Raw genomic sequence first — 20,030 nt, forward strand, 5'->3', positions numbered from 1 at the left:
CTCGACGCGGCTCCCGGCCGCCAGGACGCGGCTCGACCCTGACTGTTCGTCGCATCGCTGCGGTGAGCGACATGCGAGCGATGCCTTACCCACTCTCTGTCTCGCGCGGCAGCCGCGTAGCCCGGGTAAGCGCAGCGCACCCGGGATGACGGTCGACGCGCGATGCGAGCCGGGTTGCGGCCGAAACCCCGCGGGCAACGCAAAACGTCACGTCGGATTCAATGGGGGACCGCTCCGCGACCGCCACTTGCGTCGATCCTGATGGACGAACCGGCTCGATGCGGCGAAGCATGTACCGCCACTCACGCCGCTCCAAACGTCCCGCAAACCAGCGCGACGATGCCCGGAAGACGGCTCAGGAACTCATCTGTGCCGGTAACACCAACGACACGCACAGTCCGCCGCCGTCGCGGTTGAGCAGGGCGATGCGGCCACCGTGGGCCTCGGCGATCTCGCGGGCCAGCGCCAGCCCCAGGCCGGTGCCGCTGCGCTTGGTCGAGTAGAACGGCAGCAGCGCGTTGGACAGCACCGATTCGTTCATGCCGCTGCCGCGGTCGAGCACGTCGATGCGCCAGCCGTCGGCGATGCGTCGCGCCGAGAGCGCGACCGTGCCGGGCGCGGTGCCGGACTCGTGCGCATTCTTGAGCAGGTTGAGCAGCGCCTGCTCCATCTGCGCCGGATCGAACCGCACCACCTCGTCGGGGATCGTGCCCTCGATCGCGAAGTCCACCTGGGTGCGCAGCTTCTCCACGAATTGCGGCAGCGCCATCGGTTCGCCGCGCGGTGACGGCAGCTTGGCGAAGCGTGCGTAGTCGCGCAGGAAGCCTTCGAGGTGGCGTGCGCGTTCCTCGATCGTGGCCAGCGCGATCGGCAACTTCTCGTACTGGCCGCGGCGCAGCAGCTCGGCACCCGAATGCGCCAGCGACGCGATCGGCGCCAGCGAATTGTTGAGTTCGTGGCTGATCACCCGGATCACCTTCTTCCATGTCTGCACTTCCTGCCGCCGCAGCTCGGCCGTCATCTTGCGCAGCAGCACCAGCTCGTGCAGGCGGCCGTTGAGCCGGAACATGCGGCGCGCGAGGTGGTAGATGTCCTCGGCGCCGTTGTCCGGATCGTTGTCGTCGCCGACGGTGAACATGCCGTCGCCGCCGCGCGCGAACGCTTCGCCCACTGCGGCCGGCGCCTGCTGCAGCAGGTCGTCGAGGGCATGGCCCTCCAGCCGCCGGCCGTCGCCGAGCATGCGCCGCGCCGCCAGGTTGCCCAGCACCACGCGCCGCGCGGGATCGAGCAGCAGCATCGACACCGGCGTGTTCTGCACCATGGTGTCGAGCAGCAGTTCGCGCTGCACCAGCGACAGGCGCTGGTCGCGCAACGCCTGGCCGAGCGCATTGTGGGCATCGACCAGTTCGATCAGGTCGCCGTAGCGGTCCCAGGTGATGCCGAAACTGAAATCGCCGTCGCGGTAGCCGGCCACGGTCCCGGCCAGCGCCCGGAACAGCGCACGCAGCGGCACGAAGGTGCGCCACACCACGATGCCCATGAGCGCGCCAAGCACCGCCGCCGATGCGAGCGCGGCCTGCCACGGCGCCAGCCACTCGACCAGCAGCGCGGTGAGCGCTGCGGTGCCGGCCACCGCGCACAGCACCAGCGCGACCATCCGGATCGCCAGCGGCAGGACGCGGAGGATGCGCATCGGGCCGCGGTCAGCCGCGCGGGATGCCGAGGCGGTCGAGCCTGCGGTACAGCGCCTGGCGCGAGAGCCCCAGGTCCGCCGCGGCCTGGGCGACGACGCCGCCACTGCGCGCGAGTGCGGCTTCGATCGTCGCCCGGTCGGGCTCGTCGCCGCCGCCGCCGTGCGCCGATCCCGGCATCGCCAGCGACTGCAGCCCCAGCGCCTCGGCTTCGATGCGTTCGCCCGACAGCAGCGCCGCGCGCTGCACCGCGTTGCGCAGTTCGCGCACGTTGCCCGGCCAGGGGTGGCGCATGAGCGCGCGTTCGGCGCTCTCCGCGAAGCGCTTGCCGGCGGGAAGGAAGTGGCGCGCCAGCGGCAGGATGTCGCGCGGGCGGCGCGCCAGCGGCGGCAGCCGCAGCTCGATGCCGTTGAGCCGGTAGAACACGTCCTCGCGGAACTGGCCGTCGGCGATCATCGCCTGCAGGTCGGCGTTGGTGGCGCTGACCACGCGCACCTTGACGCTGCGCTCCTGGTTGCCGCCCAGGCGCTGGAAGCGGCCGGTTTCCAGCACCCGCAGCAGCTTCACCTGGCCCGCGGGCGGCAGCGTGCCGATCTCGTCCAGGAACAGGGTGCCGCCATCGGCGGCCTCGAACTTGCCGGTGCGCGCCTTGGTGCCGGCGCCGGTGTAGGCGCCGGGCTCGGCCCCGAACAGTTCGGCCTCGATCAGCTCGCTCGGCAACGCACCGCAGTTCACCGCCACGAACGGGCCGGACTTCACCGCCGAGTTGTGGTGGATGATCTCGGCGAACTTCTCCTTGCCCGCGCCATTGGGCCCGGTGATCAGCACCGGCAGCTCCGAGCGCGCGACCTGCAGCGCCAGCGCCAGCACGGTTTCGCTGGCGACGTCGTCGTAGACCAGGCCGCGCAGGTCGTGCTGCTGCGCCAGTGCCTCGCGCCGGCGGCGTTCGCCGCCGCTGCGCGCGGCCAGTTCGCGCCGCGTTTCGGACAGCTCCAGCAGGTTGTTGACCGTGGCCAGCAACTTGTGGTCGTCCCAGGGCTTGCCGACGTAGTCCGCGGCGCCGGCCTTCACCAGGTCGACCGCCGATTCCAGCCGCGTCCACGCCGTGAGCAGGATCACCGGCATGTCCGGGTGTTCGGCGCGGATCTCGCCGAACAGCGCCACGCCTTCGTCGCCGGACGTGGTGTCGGAGCGGAAGTTCATGTCCTGGATCACCAGGTCCACGCCGCCGCGCCGCAGGATCTCCAGCCCGGCCTCCGGCGTCTCGGCGCGCAGCACGTGGATCTCGTGCAGCGAGAACAGCAGCTCGAGCGCGGTGGCGACGGCGGGGTTGTCGTCGATGACGAGGAGGGTGGGCATGCAGTCCTGGCGCAGGCGTGGGCCGCTATCGTAAAGGGTTCATCCGCCCGCGGCGCGATGTCCGTAGCTGAGCACGCGGGTGATGCGCCACTGGCCGTCGTCCTGCAGCCGCCAGACCATGGTGAAGTCGGCCGCACCCTCGCAGGCGCCGTCCGGGGTCTGGCAGAACCGGTGCTCGCCTTGGGAGATCGCGCCGAAATCCTTGACCGGATACACCCGCAGGGTGCCCGGGACCAGCTGCCGGGTGAAATGGCCGCAGGCGTAACGGCGCGTGTTGGCGAGCATCTCCTCGCGGGTCCAGGTGACGCCGCCGGTGTCGTGGTAGAACTCGACGTCGGCATCGAAGTAGCCCGCGTGGCGTTCGAGCTGCGCGGGATCGTCGCAGCGGTTGAACGCCTCGAAGACCGCGGCATCCTGCGTCGCGATCGTCGTGTGCAGATCTTCGCCTGCGTCGATGGCGTCGCCGGCCACCGCAGGCGCGCTCAGCCCGAGGCCGACGGCCAGCACGCAACGCAGGGCGGTATGCATCGTCGGATCTCCGTCAGGCCGCGAAGTCACACGCTGCGCGTCGCGATCGCCGGCGGCACCGCCGCGGCGCGCCGTGCCGGGCCGAACACCGCCGCCTGGCCCAGCAGCCACAGCGCGAGCGCGCCGATCGGCAGGTAGTACAGCGGCAGGCGCGGCAGTTCGTACTTGCCCATCAGCACCTGGTTGATACCGTAGGCCAGCAGCATGCCGATCACGATGCCGATGGTGGCCAGCAGGAAATTCTCGGTCTGGAAGTAGCGCAGGATCTGGCCCTTGGTCGCGCCCAGCGCGCGGCGCACGCCGATCTGCTTGGTCCGCTGCTGCACCCAGAAGCTGGCCAGGCCGACGATGCCCAGCGCGGTGACCAGCAGCAGCGCGATGCAGACGATGCCCAGCAGCCAGGCCATCGAACGCGGTTGCTGGTAAAACTCGTCGCGCAGCGCCGAGACGGTCTTGGTGTTGTCCTCGAGGATGATCCGGGTCGGTCCGTTGCCGCGCAGCGCTTCGGTGGCGGCCGCGAGCACCTCGGCCCGGCGTTCGGGCGAGGTCCGGATCACGTAGTTGCCGCCGACGGTGTAGGCGGTGCGGATCGGGAACACCATCGTGGATTCGCGCTGTGTCGGCCCGCCCTGCAGGCTCGGCCGCACTAGGTGCTCGACCACGCCGACGATGCGGATCGGCTCGTCGCCCCAGCTGTAGAAGGTCTTGCCGACCGCGTCCTGGCCGGGGAACAGCCGTTCGGCGAGCGCGCGGGTCACGATCGTGCCGGGGATGCCGGGCGGGCGCTCGTCTTCCGGCGCCTGCAGCGCCTCGAACTCGAGGTACTCGTCGGCGTTGAAGTCGCGGCCGGCCACGATCCGCAGGCCCAGCGTCTCGATGAACCGGTCTTCGGCCATGTAGACCGTCGCGTTCGCGCTGGACTGCTGCTGCTCCTGTTCCAGGCGGATGCCGCTGTTCCAGGAGGAGTTCACGAACGGCACCTGGTTGATCACGGTGGCGTCGGTAACCCCGGGCAGGCCGCGCAGCAGGGCGAGATCGGAGCGCGTCTGCGCCTCGGCGTCGGCGTCGTTGCCGATGCCGGTGATCTGGATGCGCACCAGTTCGTCCTCGGCCAGGCCGCTGACTTCGTTCACCTGGGTGATGCGCTCGCCGATCATGAACAGTGCGTTGCAGATGATGGCACAGGTGAGCGCGATCTCCAGCACGATCAGTGCGGCGGCGGTCTTGTGCCGCATGAGCGTGGAGAGGATGGGGCGGATTTCCATGGTGGTCTCCGGGAGATGCTGCGTTCTTCGTCCCGCGTGGCGGGCGGATCGATGGAAGGGAAGGACGGGACGATCGATTACTGCGACTTGAGCTGGATCGCCGGGGTGACCTGCATCGCGCGCCAGGCGGGCAGCAGGCCGGCGAACAGGCTGGCGACGATGGCGAGGGCGAACGTGGTCAGCAGCATGCCGATATCCAGGTGCGCGAGTTCCGCGTAGCCGGTCGGTTGCTGCCGGACCGCCCACAGACCCAGGAGCGACAGCCCGAGGCCGAGGACACCGCCGGCCAGGCCGATCGTGCCGGCCTCCACCAGGCACTGCTTGAAGATCTCCGCGCGCGATGCGCCGAGGGCGCGGCGCACGCCGATCTCGCTGCTGCGGCGCAGGAACTTGGCCAGCAGCAGCCCGACGGTGTTGAGCAGGCACACCATCAGGAAGCCGAAGCCCAGCCACAGCTGCATGACCACGTCGCTCGGGACCACGCGGTTGAACTCCAGCAGCTCCATCACGTCGCGCAGGCGCACGTTGGTGGGCCGCTCGAAGCGGCCGGCGCTGCGCTGTTGCTCGGAATAGTTGCGCAGGTAGTTGAGGTAGTCGCCCGCCTTGTCCGCGGACTCGAGTTCCACCCAGTACTGGATCCAGGTGCAGGGCGCGCTGAGGGACGTGTTGTCGCCGCCCGTATCGCCCCAGCAGTCCATGCTGCCGTTGCGCCCCATCTCCAGCCCGAGGGCGGTCGAGAACGGCACGTAGATCGCGTCGTCCTCGCCGTAGCGGTCGAGCACCATGTCGTAGAAGCGCGGCGTGGGCTGCCACTCGTCGAGCACGCCGACCACGGTGAAGTCGGCCTGGTCCAGGCGCACGCTGCGTCCGATCGGGTTGGCCTCGCCGAACAGCCGGGTCGCCATCTCGCGGCTCAGCACGGTCACCCGGGCCTGCGCCTCGTCCTCGCGCGCCGACCAGCCGTTGCCGTGCAGGAACGGGGTGTCGAACATCGGGAAGAAATCGGCGCTGGTGTAGCGGGCCTGGGACACAAACGGCGGGGTTTCCGCGCGCTCGGGCGTCACCGACAGGCCGCCACCGGTCATCATCGCCTGGCGCTGGCCGCGCTTCTCGCGCAGCAGCGCCTCGGAATCGAAGCGCGTCATCTGGAACGAGGGTTCCTCGCCGGCGGTATAGCCCTGCATGCCCTCCGGGTCGAGCTGGACGTAGAACAGGCGCTCGCTCTTGTGCGGGATCGGATCGCCCGACAGCACGCGGAACACCGTCAGGGTGGTCATGCACGCGCCGATGCCCAGCGCGATCGCCAGCACCATCAGCGCGGTCAGCACCCGGTTGCGGCGGAAGCTGCGCAGGGCGAGGTTGAAGTAGTAGCCGAACATGGCGGAGCTCCGTGGACGGGCCGGTGCGCGGGGCGACGGCCGGGTGCGATGGTGGAGGCGACGGGCGTGGACGGCCTCAGGCGGACGCGGTGGCGTCGGCGTCCCGGCGCTGCGCGTTCGCCGCGCGGCCCAGGCCGGGATCGACCGTCAGGTCGGTGGCCATGCCGTCGACGATGTGCACGTTGCGCTGCGCGCGCGCGGCCAGTTCGGGGTCGTGGGTCACCATCACGATGGTGGTCCCGCGCGAATTGATGTCCTCCAGCAGCTCCATCACGCTGCGCGCCATCTGCGAGTCCAGGTTGCCGGTCGGTTCGTCCGCCAGCAGCAGGCGCGGCGAACCGGCGAGCGCGCGGGCGATGGCGGCGCGCTGCTGCTGGCCGCCCGACAGTTCGGCCGGGAAATGCTTCATGCGCGAGCCCAGGCCCACCTGCGAGAGCGCCTCCTCGATCCGCATCCTGCGCTCGTTGGCCGGCATGCCGCGGTAGCGCAGCGGCACGTCGGCGTTGTCGAACAGGTTGAGGTCGGGGATCAGGTTGAAGCTCTGGAAGATGAAGCCGATCTTCTCGTTGCGCAGGCGCGAGCGCTGGTTGTCGTTCAGGCCCTTCACGTCGACGCCGTCGAGCAGGTAGTCGCCGCCGGTGAAGGTTTCCAGCAGGCCGGCGATGTTGAGGAACGTGGTCTTGCCCGACCCCGACGGCCCGGTGACGGCGACGAACTCGCCGTCGCCCACGTGCAGGTCGAGCGAGCGCAGGGCGTGGGTTTCGACGAGTTCGGTGCGGTAGACCTTGGTGACCTGGCGCATGTCGAGCATGGTGGGTTCCTTCGCGGTTGGAGCGGTCGAATGAATGCCATCCCGGGCCGGCGGCGGGAACCGCGGGCGCCGACCGGAGAGAGAGTCGGACGGCGCCGGGGCGGACCAGGATGGAAAAGCGGTGGCGGCCTTCAGTGCACGCCGAAGCGGGGCGGCAGCATCGAGTGCCGCGTGTAGCGGGCATCGCGCGCGCGGTGGCGGGGGGCGTTGGCGGCGGGCGCATCCGCCCCCTCGTGGCGGGCGTCGAACGCGAACAGCTGGTGCAGGCGCACGGGGACGGCGTCGGCGAGCTGCTGCGCGGTCCAGTGCGGGCGGGCGGGGAAGTGGGCAAAGTGGTTCATGGTCATTGTCCAGAGAGGCGGACGCGGTCCGCGTTGTCGAACTGGTCGGTGCCCGAGACGACGATGCGCTCGCCCTCCTGCAGGCCCGACACGATTTCCACGGCATTGAGGCTGCTGGCCCCGGCCTGGATCGGGCGGCGCACGGCACTGCTGCCCTCGACCACCCAGGCGAAGCGGCCGCCGTCCTGTTCCAGGAACGGGCCGCGCTCGACCATCAGCACGTTCTCGCGCGTGTCCAGCACGATCCGCGCCGACAGGCGCTGGTTCTGGCGCAGGCCCGGCGGTTGCTGGTCGTCGTCGAAGCGCAGCCGCGCGGTGACCTCGCCGTTCACCACTTCGGGCGAGACCGCCGAGACCTGCGCGCCGTAGCGGTTGCCGCTGCTGGTGATCTGCGCCGGCACGCCGATGGCGAGGTCGCGGGCGAAGCTTTCCGGCACGCGGATCTCGACCTCGAACACGCTCAGGTCGATCACGCTCAGGATCGGCGCGTTGATCGCCACGTTGGTGCCCTGCGCGATCTGCACCTGGCCGACCTGGCCGTCGAACGGCGCGCGCAGCGTCAGCGCTTCCACCTGGCGGCGCAGTTCGTCGACCACGGACTTCTGGCGCTCGGCCAGCAGCCGCTTGTTGCGTGCGTCGATGCCGGCACCCTGGCCCTGCAGCGAGAAATCCTTGCGCGCCGCGGCCAGGCCCAGGTCGGCCTTCTTCAGGCCGTCGAGCGCGCGGTCGTACTCGTTCTTCGACACCGCGCCGCCCTCGAACGCGCGCTGGTAGCGCTCGACGTCGCGCTGCGCGGCGGTGTGGTCGATCTGCGCCTGGTCGAGCACCTTCTGCGCGTCCGAGCGCGTGAGCTGGGCGTCGAGCACGGCGCGGTTGGCCTCGCCCTGCAGGCTGGCCAGGGTGGATTCCTCCTGCACCAGCTTGCTGCGCAGTTCCGGGCTGTCGATCACCGCCAGTTCCTGGCCGTCCTTCACCACGTCGCCGGCCACCACCTTCAGCGACACCGTGCCGCCGGCGATCGCATAGAGGGTGGGGCTGTTGGCGGTGATCACCCGGCCCTCGGCGGACAGGTCGCGCACCAGGTCGCCGCGGGTCACCTCCGCGATGCGCACGCGCGAGGCATCGTACGAGCTGGCGCCGGATGTCCAGCCGCCGATCACCCACACCGCCAGCGCCAGCAGCGCCAGGCCGCCGGCACCGCCGAGCAGCCAGGCCTTCGGCAGCCGGCGCAGGCCGCGCGGCCTGGCCAGCACCTGGTCCTGGGCGGAGGTGTCGCGGATACGGGCGGGCTGTTCCATGGGCAAGGTCTGGGATGTCGGTGTGGGCAGGAAGGTTGCACGCAATCGCCGTGCCAACCTTCATGTGATTGATTCAAAAGAAAAAATGGCCTGGCGACGGTGTCCGCGCGGACACTGTCCGTGTCCGGCCGGACAGGCCTTTCCCGTACACTTGGCGGCCCCTGAAGGAGTAGCGGAACCATGTGCGGCATCGTTGGCGCGATCGCGGATCGCGATGTGGTCCCGGTCCTGATCGACGGACTGAAGCGGCTGGAATACCGGGGCTACGATTCGGCGGGCATCGCCGTGATCGGCGACGGCGAGGTGCGCCGCGTGCGTCGCACCGGCCGGGTGGCCGAGATGGAGGCCGCGGCCCGCGCCGACGACGTCCAGGCCACGCTGGGCATCGGCCACACCCGCTGGGCGACCCATGGCGGCGTCACCGAGGCCAACGCGCATCCGCACGCGAGCCACGGCGTGGCCCTGGTGCACAACGGCATCATCGAGAACCACGAGCAGCAGCGCGAGCGGCTGCAGCAGCTCGGCTACACGTTCGAGTCGCAGACCGACACCGAGGTGATCGCCCACCTCATCCACCACTACCTCAAGGACGGGCTGGACCTGCTGGCGGCGCTGCAGCGTGCGGTCAAGGAACTGCACGGCGCCTACGCGCTGGCCGTGGTCAGCCGCAAGGAGCCGCATCGGATGGTGGTCGCGCGCATGGGCTGCCCGCTGCTGGTGGGCCTGGGCGAGGGCGAGAATTTCGTCGCCTCCGACGTGTCGGCGATCGTGCAGGCCACCCGCCGGGTGATCTTCCTGGAAGAGGGCGACACCGCCGAGATCACACGCGCCGGCGTGCGCGTGTTCGGCGCCGACGATGCGCCGGTCGAACGTGACGAACATCTGTCGGACGTGTCGCTGGCCTCGCTGGAGCTGGGCCCGTACCGGCACTTCATGCAGAAGGAGATCCACGAACAGCCGCGCGCGATCGGCGACACGCTCGAGGCGATCATCGACGCCAACGCGTTCGAGCCCGCGCTGTTCGGCCGCGACGGCGCGCAGGTGCTCGACGGCGTGGAGGGCGTGCAGATCCTGGCCTGCGGCACCAGTTTCTACGCAGGTTCAGTGGCGCGCTACTGGATCGAGGCGATCAGCGGCCTGCCGTGCAGCGTCGAGATCGCCAGCGAATACCGCTACCGCCAGGCGGTGGCGAACCCGAAGCAGCTGGTGGTGACCATTTCCCAGTCGGGCGAGACGCTCGACACGATGGAGGCGCTGAAGTACGCCAAGTCGCTCGGCCACGACCGCACGCTGTCGATCTGCAACGTGCCCGAGAGCGCGATTCCCCGCGCCAGCCGGCTGGTGTTCTACACCCGCGCCGGGGCCGAGATCGGCGTCGCCTCCACCAAGGCCTTCACCACCCAGCTGGTGGGCCTGTTCGCGCTCGCCGCCACCCTGGCCAAGCTGCACGGCCGGCTCGATGCCGCGCGCGAAGCGGCCTACATCGAAGACCTGCGCCACCTGCCCGGCAGCGTCCAGCACGCGCTCAACCTCGAGCCCCAGATCGCGCTGTGGGCCGAGCGCTTCGCGCCGAAGCACCACGCGCTGTTCCTCGGTCGCGGCGTGCACTATCCGATCGCGCTCGAGGGCGCGCTCAAGCTCAAGGAAATCTCCTACATCCACGCCGAGGCCTATCCCGCGGGCGAGCTCAAGCACGGCCCACTGGCGCTGGTGGACGTGGACATGCCGGTGGTGGTGATCGCGCCCAACGACAGCCTGCTGGAGAAGGTGAAGTCGAACATGCAGGAAGTGCGCGCGCGCGGCGGCGAACTGTTCGTATTCACCGACGCCGACAGCAACTTCAACGAGTCAGAGGGCGTGCACGTGATCCGTACGCCGCGCCACGTCGGCGTGCTCAGCCCGATCGTGCACACCATCCCGGTGCAGCTGCTGGCCTACCACACCGCCCTGTCGCGCGGCACCGACGTCGACAAGCCGCGCAACCTGGCCAAGGCGGTCACGGTCGAGTAGGCGCGCAATGCATTGTCCCGACCGCGCCCGGCGCGTGGTGCGGCGCGCGAATCCGCGGCCCGGCACCGACGTTCAGGCCGGGGTGACGCCTCCGGCATTGGCCGAGTCCGGCCAGTAGGCGCTGTCGGGGGTGGGCCGGCTGCCGAAGATCCCCGTGCCCACGCGCACCGTGGTGGCGCCTTCGGCGATGGCGAGTTCGAAGTCACCGGACATGCCCATCGAGAGTTCATCCATCGCGATGCCCTGCGGGGCGTCCTGGCGCAACCGCTCGCGCAGCTCGCGCAGGCGCACGAAGCAGGGGCGCACGCGCGCGGTGTCGTCGGAGAACAGCGCCAGCGTCATCAGCCCGCGCACGCGCAGCGACGAGAACGCGGGCAACTCGCGGACGAACGCAGGAACCTCGCCCGGGGCGAGTCCGAACTTGCTGGCCTCGCCCGAGGTATTGACCTGCACCAGCACGTCGAGCGCGCGTCCCTGCTTCTGCAACTGCGCATCCAGCGCCTGCGCCACGCGCAGGCTGTCGAGCGCCTGGAATTCGCCGGCGAAGCGCGCTGCGTACTTGGCCTTGTTGGTCTGCAGGTGGCCGATCAGCACCCAGCGCAGGTCGGGCAGGTCGGCGAGCGATTCGGACTTCGCCAGTGCCTCCTGCACCTTGTTCTCGCCGAACTGGCGCAGCCCGAGCGCGTGGGCAAGTCGCAAGCGCCCGGCGTCCACGGTCTTGGTGACCGCCAGCAGCCGCACCCCGCCCGGATGGCGCCCCGCCGCGTGGCAGGCAGCGTCGATACGCGTTCGGATCGCGTCGAGGTTGGCCTGCAGTTGCGCGGCGGCGTCCATCGCGGCTCAGGTGCCCGCCAGCCAGTCGCGCGGCACCAGGTAGTCGTGCAGGCGCGCTTCGGCGCTGCCGGGTTCGGGCGCGTAGCCGTATTCCCAGCGCACCAGCGGCGGCAGGCTCATCAGGATCGATTCCGCGCGCCCGCCGCTCTGCAGACCGAAATGGGTGCCGCGGTCGTAGACCAGGTTGAACTCGACGTAGCGGCCGCGGCGATAGAGCTGGAACGCGCGCTCGCGCTCGCCGTACGGCGTGGCCTTGCGGCGTTCCACGATCGGCAGGTAGGCATCGAGGAAGCCGTCCCCCACCGCACGCAGGTAGCCGAAATCCTGCTCGAGGTCGCCGTGCAGGTCGTCGAAGAACAGTCCGCCGATGCCGCGCGTCTCGTTGCGGTGCCTGAGGTAGAAGTATTCGTCGCACCAGCGCTTGTGCGCCTGGTAGCGCTCCTCGCCGCCGAAGGGCTCGCACACGTCGCGCGCGGTGCGGTGCCAGTGGCGCACGTCTTCGTCGACGGGATAGAACGGGGTCAGGTCGAAGCCGCCGCCGAACCACCAGGCCACGGTGGCGCCATCGCGCAGCGCGCGGAAGTGGCGGACGTTGGCATGGGTGGTCGGCACATGCGGATTGCGCGGGTGGAACACCAGCGACACGCCCACCGCCTGCCAGGAGGCGCCCACCAGTTCCGGCCGCGCCGCGGTGGCCGACGGCGGCAGGGTGTCGCCGGAGACGTCCGAAAAACCGATCCCCGCCTGCTCGAACACCGCGCCGTCGCGCAGGATGCGGGTACGGCCGCCGCCGCGCAGGTGGCTGGAGGCGTCGTCGGGATCGCGCTGCCAAGCGTCCTCGACGAAGCGGCCGCCGCCGTCGGCGGTCTCGATCGCGGCGCAGATGCGGTCCTGCAGGCCGGTGAGCCAGGTGCGGATGTCGTCGAAGCGGTCCATGGCGACATTCTAGTGCGCCGTGTCGCGGGTTTCCGCGTCGTCCTCACCCGCGGCCGCGGGATGCCGGGGACCTTGCCTTCGATCGACGAATGTCCATGGATTCCCGCCTTCGCGGGAATGACGGACGAAGGCGTCCGCGCAAGGGAACGCAAGGGGGGGCATGCCGCCGCGCGCCCAGCGCCGTGTCACGAGCGCGTGAGCGTCTCCGCCCGGTGTGCGGCGAGCCGTGCGTCCAGCTGCGCGGCGAGGTCCCCCGCGGACCGGCCATACGTGTCCGGCAGCGCGGCCTGGAAACCGCTGAGATTGCGGTTCACCCGGCGCAAGCGCTCGCTGCCGGCATGGCCGTCGACGAAATCGAAGCCGACCAGCCGGTGCATGCCCACGCGCGTGCTGCCGAAGCGCGACACCTCGGGCCAGCGCACGCGCGTCCGCCGGAACAGCGAGACGATCTCGAAGCCGTCGGCATCCAGCACCAGGCGGCTCGCGCCCGGCACCAGGTTCAGCACCGCGAGCGCGCCGCACAGGCCGAACAGGACGATGCAGCTCCAGCCCACCAGCGGATGCGTACCCAGGATGCGCGTGCCGATCCACACCAGCGCGCCGCTGATCGCGACCATCGCCAGCCATTTGCCGGGCGACGGCCGCAACACTTCGGTCGCGCCGGTGGCGGGGATCACTTCAGCGTGCGCTCGAACAGTTCCAGGATCCGCCGGTACTGGTCGTACCACGAGTCGGACTGCTGGTAGGCGTGGCGCTCGAGCGGATAGCTGGCCAGTTCCCACTTGTCCTTGCGCAGTTCGATCAGCCGCTGCGCCAGCACCACCGAATCGCGGTAGAACACGTTGTCGTCGATCATGCCGTGCGCGATCAGCAAGTGGTCCTGCAGGCCGTCGGCGAACTCGATCGGCGAGGAGCGGCGGTAGGCCTCGGGATCGATGTCCGGGGTGTTGAGGATGTTGCTGGTGTAGGCGTGGTTGTACTGGGTCCAGTCGGCGACCGGACGCAGCGCCGCGCCGGCCTTGAACGTGCCGGGCTCGCGGAACAGGGCCATGAACGCCATGAAGCCGCCGTAGCTGCCGCCGTAGATGCCGACGCGGTCGCGGTCGGCCTGGCGGTGCTGGACCAGCCAGTCGATGCCGTCCAGGTAGTCCTGCAGTTCCGGTTCGCCCATGCGCCGGTAGATCGCGGTGCGCCAGTCGCGGCCGTAGCCTTCGGAGGCGCGGAAATCCAGGTCGAGCACGATGTAGCCGCGCTGCACCAGCAGGTTGTGGAACATCTGCTCGCGGAAGTAGTTCGGATAACGGTCGCTGACGTTCTGCAGGTAGCCGGCGCCGTGCACGAACAGCACTACCGGATACGTGCGCCCCGGCTCCATCGTCTTCGGGCCGTAGTACTTGCCCCAGATGGTGCCGGCGCCGTGGGTCGAGGGCACCTGCACGGTTTCGGGCTGGAGGAAGTCGTAATCGCGGTACTCGGCCTTGCGGGTATCGGTGAGCGTGCGCGGCTGGCCGCCGTCGGCATCGAGCACCGCCAGCTGCGGCGGCACGTAGCTCGACGAGTGGCGCAGGGCGATGCGGCTGCCGTCGGGCGAGACCGCGAAGCCTTCCACGCCACCGAGCGCGGTGAGTTCGCGCACCTCGCCGCCGTCGACCGGCACCGTGCACAGTTCGTAGTCGCCCGGCCGGGCGCGGTTGCAGGTGAAGTGGAAGCGCGCGCCGTCGGGCGACAGCGCGGGCTGCGAGACTTCCCAACGTCCCGAAGTCAGCGCACGCGCGCGTCCACCGCGCGCGGCGTCGAGCGTGTAGAGGTGGGCGTAACCGCTGTCCTCGGACATGAACCACAGCGTGCGCTGGTCCGGCAGCCAGCCGAACTCGTTGTAGGCCCAGTTGATCCAGGCCTCGTCGGACAGCCGGTGGCGCGACTGCAGGCGCGCAGCGGCCGGGTCGAGGGTGACCAGCCAGCGATCCTTGTTGTCGACCGAATGCAGCATCAGCGCGGCGATCGAGGCGTCCGCGTTCCAGCGGATGCCCTCGGCGTCGTCCTCCACGCGCACTGCGCGCGCCCCCTTCAGCGGCTCCTTCTCGGCGGCCTCGCGCAGCGCGGCGAGCGGATCGTCGGAGATGCCGGGCAGTCCGGCGATGTCCAGTTCGCGCGGCGTGCCGTCGCGCATGTCGACCAGCCACAGCGTCTGCGCGCGCGGCAGGTTGCGCCCCACGCGCGTGCGCACGTCCTCGAATTCCTCGTAGCCCGATTCGGTGACGTACTTGGGCATCTTCCCGGCCTGGCCGCGCTCGTCCTGCTTGCGCTCGGTGACCGCCAGCAGCCAGCGGCCGTCGGGCGAGAGCGAGGTCGCGGCGATCTCGACGTCCTTGCCCAGGTAGACCGGGGCCGGCGCGCGGGTGGGATCGGCCCGGCGCCATTGCGCTTCCTGCTCGCGCGCGGCCTCGCGCCGGGCGCGCTCCTCGCGCAGGGTCTCGACCAGGCGCAGCTGGTCCTCGCGCAGCAGGTCGGGCTTGGGCGGCTTGGCCGGATCGTCCTCGGCCTTGGGCGCGGCGGCGTGGGCCACGGTGCCGCCCTGCGCGCTCCAGCGGAACCAGTCGTGGCCGCTGCGCCAGACCAGCGCGCCGTCGCTGCCCCAGCGCGGCGAGGCCTCGTCCGCCTCGCTGCGGGTGAGCTGGGTGAGCGCGCCGCTGCGCAGGTCGCGTACGAACACGTCGCCGTTGCGCACGAAGGCCATGCGCGTGCGCTGCGGGTCGAGCACCGGATCGGCGGCATCCGCGTCGGCGCGCGCGGCGCCGTCGAGCCGCTGTGCCTGGCCACCGCCGATGTCCTGCACGTAGAGATCGCGGACGCGGCTGCCTTCGCGCTTGAGCGGGTAGTAGATGCGCGTGCCGTCCCACGACCACCACGCCTGCTCGACCGGCGGCCCGATCCAGTCGGGATCGGCCATGATCCGCTCCATCGTCAGTGGTTGCGCGGGCTGGGCGTGCAGCGCGCCGGAGGCGGCCAGCAGAAGGAGGAGGGCAGGCAGGCGTCGGATCATGGCGATGGCGTGGGACGGACCGCCGCGCAGGGTAGCAGTCCCGTCCGCGCCGGGGCCGGGCCACAGGTCATGCCCGGCGGCGGGCGACGTCGTCCGCCGGTGAGGGCGGGTGCGATGATCCGCGCTGTCGTCGCCTCGCACGGACCACGCGTCGGCGCGAGGTCCGTGAAGGTCCGCGCCGCACCTGTCGCGCTACCAGCTGAAGCCGGCGCCGCCCATCACGCTCTTCTCGCCGCCGCTGAAGGCGCCGCCGAACGACACGCTGGCACGGTCGCCGACGGCGCGCTGGTAGCCCACCGCGAGCGCCTGCTCGCCGCCCTGGCCACCCACGCCGACGCCCACCCGGTTGCGCCCGGCCAGCCCGGCGGTGTTCATCGCCATGCCCGCGAACGCACCCGCCATCGCCCCCTGCCGGTCGATGCGGCGGTCCTGCCGGTGGAACCGGTCGTCGATGCCGCGCTGGATCGAGTCGAGTTGCGCGTCCCAGGTGGCGAAGCGGCTGTCGGTGTACTCGTTGGCCGACTGCAGGGTCTGCACCGCGACGGTGTCGGTGTAGGTGTTGGCGGACACGAGCGTGGCGGCGTCGCCGGCATCGGCATGCGCCTGCGCGGATTCGAGCGTGGCCGCGTCGCCGGCCTGCATCTGCCGCAGGTTCACCGCATCGGTCGCGGCCACGCCGTCGGCGAGGTTGGAAATCGTGGTGCCGTCGGCGCCGGCCAGGGTCAGCACCTCGCGGCCGTCGTCGTCGTAGACCACGCTGCGCGGACCGCCGCCGGCGGGACCCTCCGGCCCGGGCGGGCCGCCGGGCCCGGTCGGTCCCTGCAACGAGTCCAGCCAATCGGCTTCGGTGCCGGCGTAGCCGTTCTGCACCGCCACCTCGTAGGCGCTGTAGCCGCGCTCGCCTTGGACGCCGCCGGCGTCGGAAATGCGCGCGTCGAGGTCGTCGAGTGCGCCATCGACCGCATCGAACGCCGCGCCGACGTCGGTGTAGCTCGCCGACTGGATCACGTACACCGGCGCGGTGAACGCGCCGCCCGCATACGCCGCGCCGCCGCCGAGCCACGCGGCGATGCCGGTACCGAGATCGTCGTCGGCCGCGCGCAGCTGGCGCAGGTTGACGGCGTCGAAGTCCTCGGTGCCGGCGGCAAGATTGGCGATCTGGTTCATCCGTTCGGACGAGCCCACCGACACGGTGTATTCGCGATCCGCGACCGCGCCGTAGCCGATGGCGACGCTGTAGTCCGCGTCGGCCGCGGCATTTACGCCAAGGGCCGCGCTTGCGTTCCCGGCTGCATGGACGGCCGCGCCCACGGCGACCGAACCGCTGCCCGTCGCCCGCGCAGTCTCCGGGGACGAATCGGGAACGCCATCGCCGTCGTAGTCGCTTTCCGGCACCCCCCCGTCCCCGTCGCGGTCATACCATCCGGAGAGCACGACGGATCCTTCTCCGGTCGCGAGCCCGAGGAATCCGACGGCGCTGCTGTTGTCGCCATGTGCGGAGTTCAGGGCGCCGAGGGCGGCACTGTTCACGCCCCTGGCCGAGTTGCGGAGTCCCATCGCAGAGCTCTGCACGCCTTCTGCCGTGTTCGAGTGTCCAACCGATGTCGCGGAGAACGAGGCCGCGATGTTCGACACGCCGACGGAGGTGCTTCCGCTGGCGGACCGGGTCACCTGGTTGCCTTGCCCGATCGCGAGGCTCGTGGCCGACAGCACACGGTTGCCGGCACCGAGTGCGGTGGCGTTGGACGAGGCCACCACGTTCTGGGTACCCACGGCTGTCGAGAAGCTTCCGCCCGCGCTGATCTCATAGGCTTCGGGCTGGCCGTCTCCATCCTGATCGTCCCACGTGCCGATGATGTTGGTGTGGCCGACTGCGGTACTGCTTTCACCCCACGCCCAGTTGCGATGCCCCACGCCGGTGCTGTATCCACCCGGGGTGAGGTTGCGGGACCCGAAGGCGGAGCTCCGCGCACCGGCCGGAATGTTGCCGCCACTCTCGTCCAGGTCGTAGTTGTTGAACCTTCCGCAGGCGACGGCGTCGACGGCATCCGCATCGCTCGCCCCGCGATCGACCGGATTCCCGGCATCGTCGAGAAAGATGCAGACAGCGTCGGCTGCCCAGGACGGGCTGGACAGGCAACTCAGAAGCGCCATGGTGATCAGGCGCCTGCGCAGGACACGGGAGCGGGTGTGAAACATGAGGATCTTCCTGATAGGCCGGAACCGCCCGGCCGGAAGGGGATCGGAATTCAGGGCGTCGGACTGACATGACCCATGGCGGCAGCCCATTCCTCGATCCGGCAGAGGCAGGGTCACGGCGTTGCACGTGTGCGATGCCTTCCACCGCGTGTCCACGCGTACAGCGTGTGCGGAGGCGATGCATCGAACCCGACGACCACCCGAGGGGCGCCGACCCTGCAGCAGCAGGCAACCGCTGGCGGAGCAAGCGACCAGGCGACAAGGAGGATGGGCCGCGCGCGGCGGGGTTCTGCCAACACCGGAACGCAGGGCGCTGGGATGACAGGGCGTTGGTCACAGATCCACGCCGAAGCCGATGCCTGCCGATCTTTCGCCACCGCTGAAGGCGCCGCCCAGCGAGAACGAGGCCCGGCTGCCGACCTTGCGCCCATAGCCCACCGACAACGCCTGTTCGCCACCCTGGAAGCCGGCACCGACCGCGATGCGTCCGCGCGGGCTTTGCGAACCGGCGGCATTGATCGCCATGTTCAGCATCGCGCTTCCCATCGCGCCCTGGCGGTCGATGCGCCGGTCCTGCCGCTGGAAGCGGTCGTCGATGCCGCGCTGGATCGAATCGAGCTGCGCATCCCAGGTGGCGAAGCGGCTGTCGGTGTATTCGTTGGCCGACTGCAGGGTCTGTACCGCGACGGTGTCGGTGTAGGTGTTGGCCGAGGCGAGCGTGGCGACGTCGCCGGCGTCGGCGTGCGCCTGTGCGGACTGCAGGGTGGCGGCGTCGCCAGCCTGCAATTGCCGCACGTTGACCGCATCGGTGGCGGCAACGCCGTCGGCGAGGTTGGCGATCGTAGTGCCGTCGGCACCAGACAGGGTCAGCACGTCGCGGCCGTCGTCGTCGTAGACCACGCTGCGCGGGCCGCCGCCGGCGGGACCTTCCGGACCTTCGGGGCCTTCGGGACCTTCCGGCCCCGTCGGGCCCTGCGGACCTTCGGGGCCCTCCGGGCCTTGCGGTCCCGCCGGTCCCTGGTCGCCCTGCAGCGAGCCCAGCCAGTCGGATTCGGTGCCGGCGAAGCCGTTCTGCACCGCGACCTCGTAGGCGCTGTAGCCGCGCTCGCCCTGGATGCCGCCGACATCGTTGATGCGAGCATTGATGTCGTCGAGCGCGGTGTCGACCGCGCCGAAGGCCGCACCGACGGTGTCGTAGTCGTTCGACTGGATGACATACACCGGCGCGGTGAACACGCCGCCCGCATACGCCGCGCCGCCGCCCAGCCATGCGGCGATGCCGGCACCGAGGTCGTCGTCGGCCGCGCGCATCTGGCGCAGGTTCACCGCATCCGTGTCGTCGGTGCCGTCATCGACCTGGGTCAGGCGCCGCTGATAGCCGTCGAGGCCGAACGAGACGGTGTCCGCCTGATCGGCCACGGATCGCGCTCCGATCGCGACGCTGTTGGGCGCCGTCGCGCTGGCCACGTTGCCCAACGCCATTGCGTCGATGCCGGATGCCGACGTGCCGGCCCCCAGCGTGGTGCCGCCATCGGCCGAAACCAACGATCCCGCCCCGATGGCGGTGCCGTCGTCAACCGCGGTGGAGGCTGTCCGGATGCCGACGAGCGCGTAACCGCCGAGGGCGACATTGTTGTCGCCCTGGGTCCGCGCGAGCGAGCCGACCGCGGTGCCCCCGATCTGCGCGGGAATCGGACCGATGGTGATCGCTCCGCCGCTTCCGGCGTTGACCCGTGCCTGCACGCCGATCGCGGTGCCGGACGCCTGGGCCACGACGGACTCGGCGCCGACGGCAGTGCCTCCGGCAACGCCGACGGAGGACTGGAAGCCGAAGGCGCTGGACCGGTTGGCCGACGCGGTCGAATTGGTTCCGCACTCGGTGCTGCCGTACTGGGCCCCGTTGTTGCACTCGGGGGTGGGGTCGGCGGCCGCCGGCAGGGGCAATGCGCCGGCGACGGCAAGGGCCAGGCACAGCGGCAACGGTGCGCGACGTATGGGGAGATCCGATGGGATGCGGACTGTGCGACGGGGCATGGCGATCACCTTGTGGCAGGCCGGAAATGGCCGACAGTCAGGAGGATCGGAAAGGACGGCTGCGGACTGACATCGGCTGGACGCGACCCGGGAGCGCGGCCCGGCCGTGCCCCGTGAGGTGGTCGGCGTCACCGTCCGGATGGCGCGTCGCCAGCGTTTCGACGGTGGCGGGCGGGAGGTGTGGTTCGACAGCGCTTGGTGCCGGTCGCCGTGAGGTCGAACTGCGCCGGCGCGCGCGCGAAACAGGGTCGCAGGGCGCCGGTCCCCGGGCTGGATCGTCGAATACGCTCGGCGCCGTGCTT

The 20,030-nt window shown here is 70.5% G+C and carries 15 protein-coding genes; 1 reads left to right on the forward strand and 14 read right to left on the reverse strand.

Annotated features, from left to right (window positions below; translation table 11 throughout):
• Nucleotides 1–355: 355 nt before the first annotated feature.
• The 8 genes from QFW81_RS14710 to QFW81_RS14750 all read right to left on the reverse strand — a co-directional run bounded on the left by QFW81_RS14710 (nt 356) and on the right by QFW81_RS14750 (nt 8,672).
• The gene (locus QFW81_RS14710) at nt 356–1,693 is read right to left on the reverse strand and encodes a sensor histidine kinase (RefSeq protein WP_331488086.1); all 1,338 of its coding nucleotides are present in this window, start codon (nt 1,691–1,693) and stop codon (nt 356–358) included.
• 10 nt (nt 1,694–1,703) lie between these two features.
• Nucleotides 1,704–3,050 (reverse strand): sigma-54-dependent transcriptional regulator, encoded by a 1,347-nt coding sequence (locus tag QFW81_RS14720; protein WP_280579814.1) that lies wholly within the window; start codon nt 3,048–3,050, stop codon nt 1,704–1,706.
• 39 nt (nt 3,051–3,089) lie between these two features.
• Nucleotides 3,090–3,578 (reverse strand): nuclear transport factor 2 family protein, encoded by a 489-nt coding sequence (locus tag QFW81_RS14725; protein WP_280579816.1) that lies wholly within the window; start codon nt 3,576–3,578, stop codon nt 3,090–3,092.
• A gap of 26 nt (nt 3,579–3,604) precedes the next feature.
• Nucleotides 3,605–4,843: an ABC transporter permease gene (locus tag QFW81_RS14730; protein ID WP_280579818.1), complete on the reverse strand. Its 1,239-nt coding sequence runs from the start codon at nt 4,841–4,843 to the stop codon at nt 3,605–3,607.
• A 77-nt stretch (nt 4,844–4,920) separates the two neighbouring features.
• Complete coding sequence (locus QFW81_RS14735; RefSeq protein ID WP_280579820.1) at nt 4,921–6,222, reverse strand: ABC transporter permease; 1,302 nt, start codon at nt 6,220–6,222, stop codon at nt 4,921–4,923.
• Nucleotides 6,223–6,298: 76 nt separating this feature from the next.
• Nucleotides 6,299–7,033, reverse strand: a complete 735-nt coding sequence (locus tag QFW81_RS14740; protein WP_280579822.1) for an ABC transporter ATP-binding protein — start codon at nt 7,031–7,033, stop codon at nt 6,299–6,301.
• Nucleotides 7,034–7,164: 131 nt separating this feature from the next.
• On the reverse strand, nt 7,165–7,374 hold the full coding sequence (locus QFW81_RS14745; RefSeq protein ID WP_280579823.1) for a hypothetical protein: 210 nt from the start codon (nt 7,372–7,374) through the stop codon (nt 7,165–7,167).
• A gap of 2 nt (nt 7,375–7,376) precedes the next feature.
• Nucleotides 7,377–8,672: an efflux RND transporter periplasmic adaptor subunit gene (locus QFW81_RS14750; protein WP_280579824.1), complete on the reverse strand. Its 1,296-nt coding sequence runs from the start codon at nt 8,670–8,672 to the stop codon at nt 7,377–7,379.
• 180 nt (nt 8,673–8,852) lie between these two features.
• On the opposite strand from QFW81_RS14750, the gene glmS reads away from it, so the two are divergent.
• Nucleotides 8,853–10,682: a glutamine--fructose-6-phosphate transaminase (isomerizing) gene (gene glmS / locus QFW81_RS14755; protein WP_280579826.1), complete on the forward strand. Its 1,830-nt coding sequence runs from the start codon at nt 8,853–8,855 to the stop codon at nt 10,680–10,682.
• A gap of 72 nt (nt 10,683–10,754) precedes the next feature.
• Here the strand turns inward: glmS and QFW81_RS14760 are convergent, their stop codons facing one another.
• From QFW81_RS14760 to QFW81_RS14785, 6 genes are all read right to left on the reverse strand, one after another.
• On the reverse strand, nt 10,755–11,516 hold the full coding sequence (locus QFW81_RS14760; RefSeq protein ID WP_280579829.1) for a YggS family pyridoxal phosphate-dependent enzyme: 762 nt from the start codon (nt 11,514–11,516) through the stop codon (nt 10,755–10,757).
• A gap of 6 nt (nt 11,517–11,522) precedes the next feature.
• Complete coding sequence (gene hemF / locus QFW81_RS14765) at nt 11,523–12,452, reverse strand: oxygen-dependent coproporphyrinogen oxidase (protein WP_280579830.1); 930 nt, start codon at nt 12,450–12,452, stop codon at nt 11,523–11,525.
• A 185-nt stretch (nt 12,453–12,637) separates the two neighbouring features.
• Complete coding sequence (locus tag QFW81_RS14770) at nt 12,638–13,129, reverse strand: PH domain-containing protein (protein ID WP_280579831.1); 492 nt, start codon at nt 13,127–13,129, stop codon at nt 12,638–12,640.
• Nucleotides 13,126–15,495 carry a S9 family peptidase gene (locus tag QFW81_RS14775; RefSeq protein ID WP_280579833.1) on the reverse strand — a complete coding sequence of 790 codons (2,370 nt, stop codon included), beginning with the start codon at nt 15,493–15,495 and terminating at the stop codon, nt 13,126–13,128. Before QFW81_RS14775 ends, QFW81_RS14770 begins: the two co-directional genes overlap by 4 nt.
• A 192-nt stretch (nt 15,496–15,687) precedes the next feature.
• The gene (locus QFW81_RS14780; protein WP_280579835.1) at nt 15,688–17,694 is read right to left on the reverse strand and encodes a YadA-like family protein; all 2,007 of its coding nucleotides are present in this window, start codon (nt 17,692–17,694) and stop codon (nt 15,688–15,690) included.
• Nucleotides 17,695–18,027: 333 nt separating this feature from the next.
• Entirely contained in the window at nt 18,028–19,728 is a 1,701-nt protein-coding gene (locus QFW81_RS14785) for a YadA-like family protein (protein ID WP_280579836.1), read from the reverse strand.
• Between the last annotated feature and the right edge of the window lie 302 nt (nt 19,729–20,030).

This window comes from Luteimonas kalidii (assembly GCF_029887935.1).
GTDB lineage: Bacteria > Pseudomonadota > Gammaproteobacteria > Xanthomonadales > Xanthomonadaceae > Luteimonas > Luteimonas kalidii.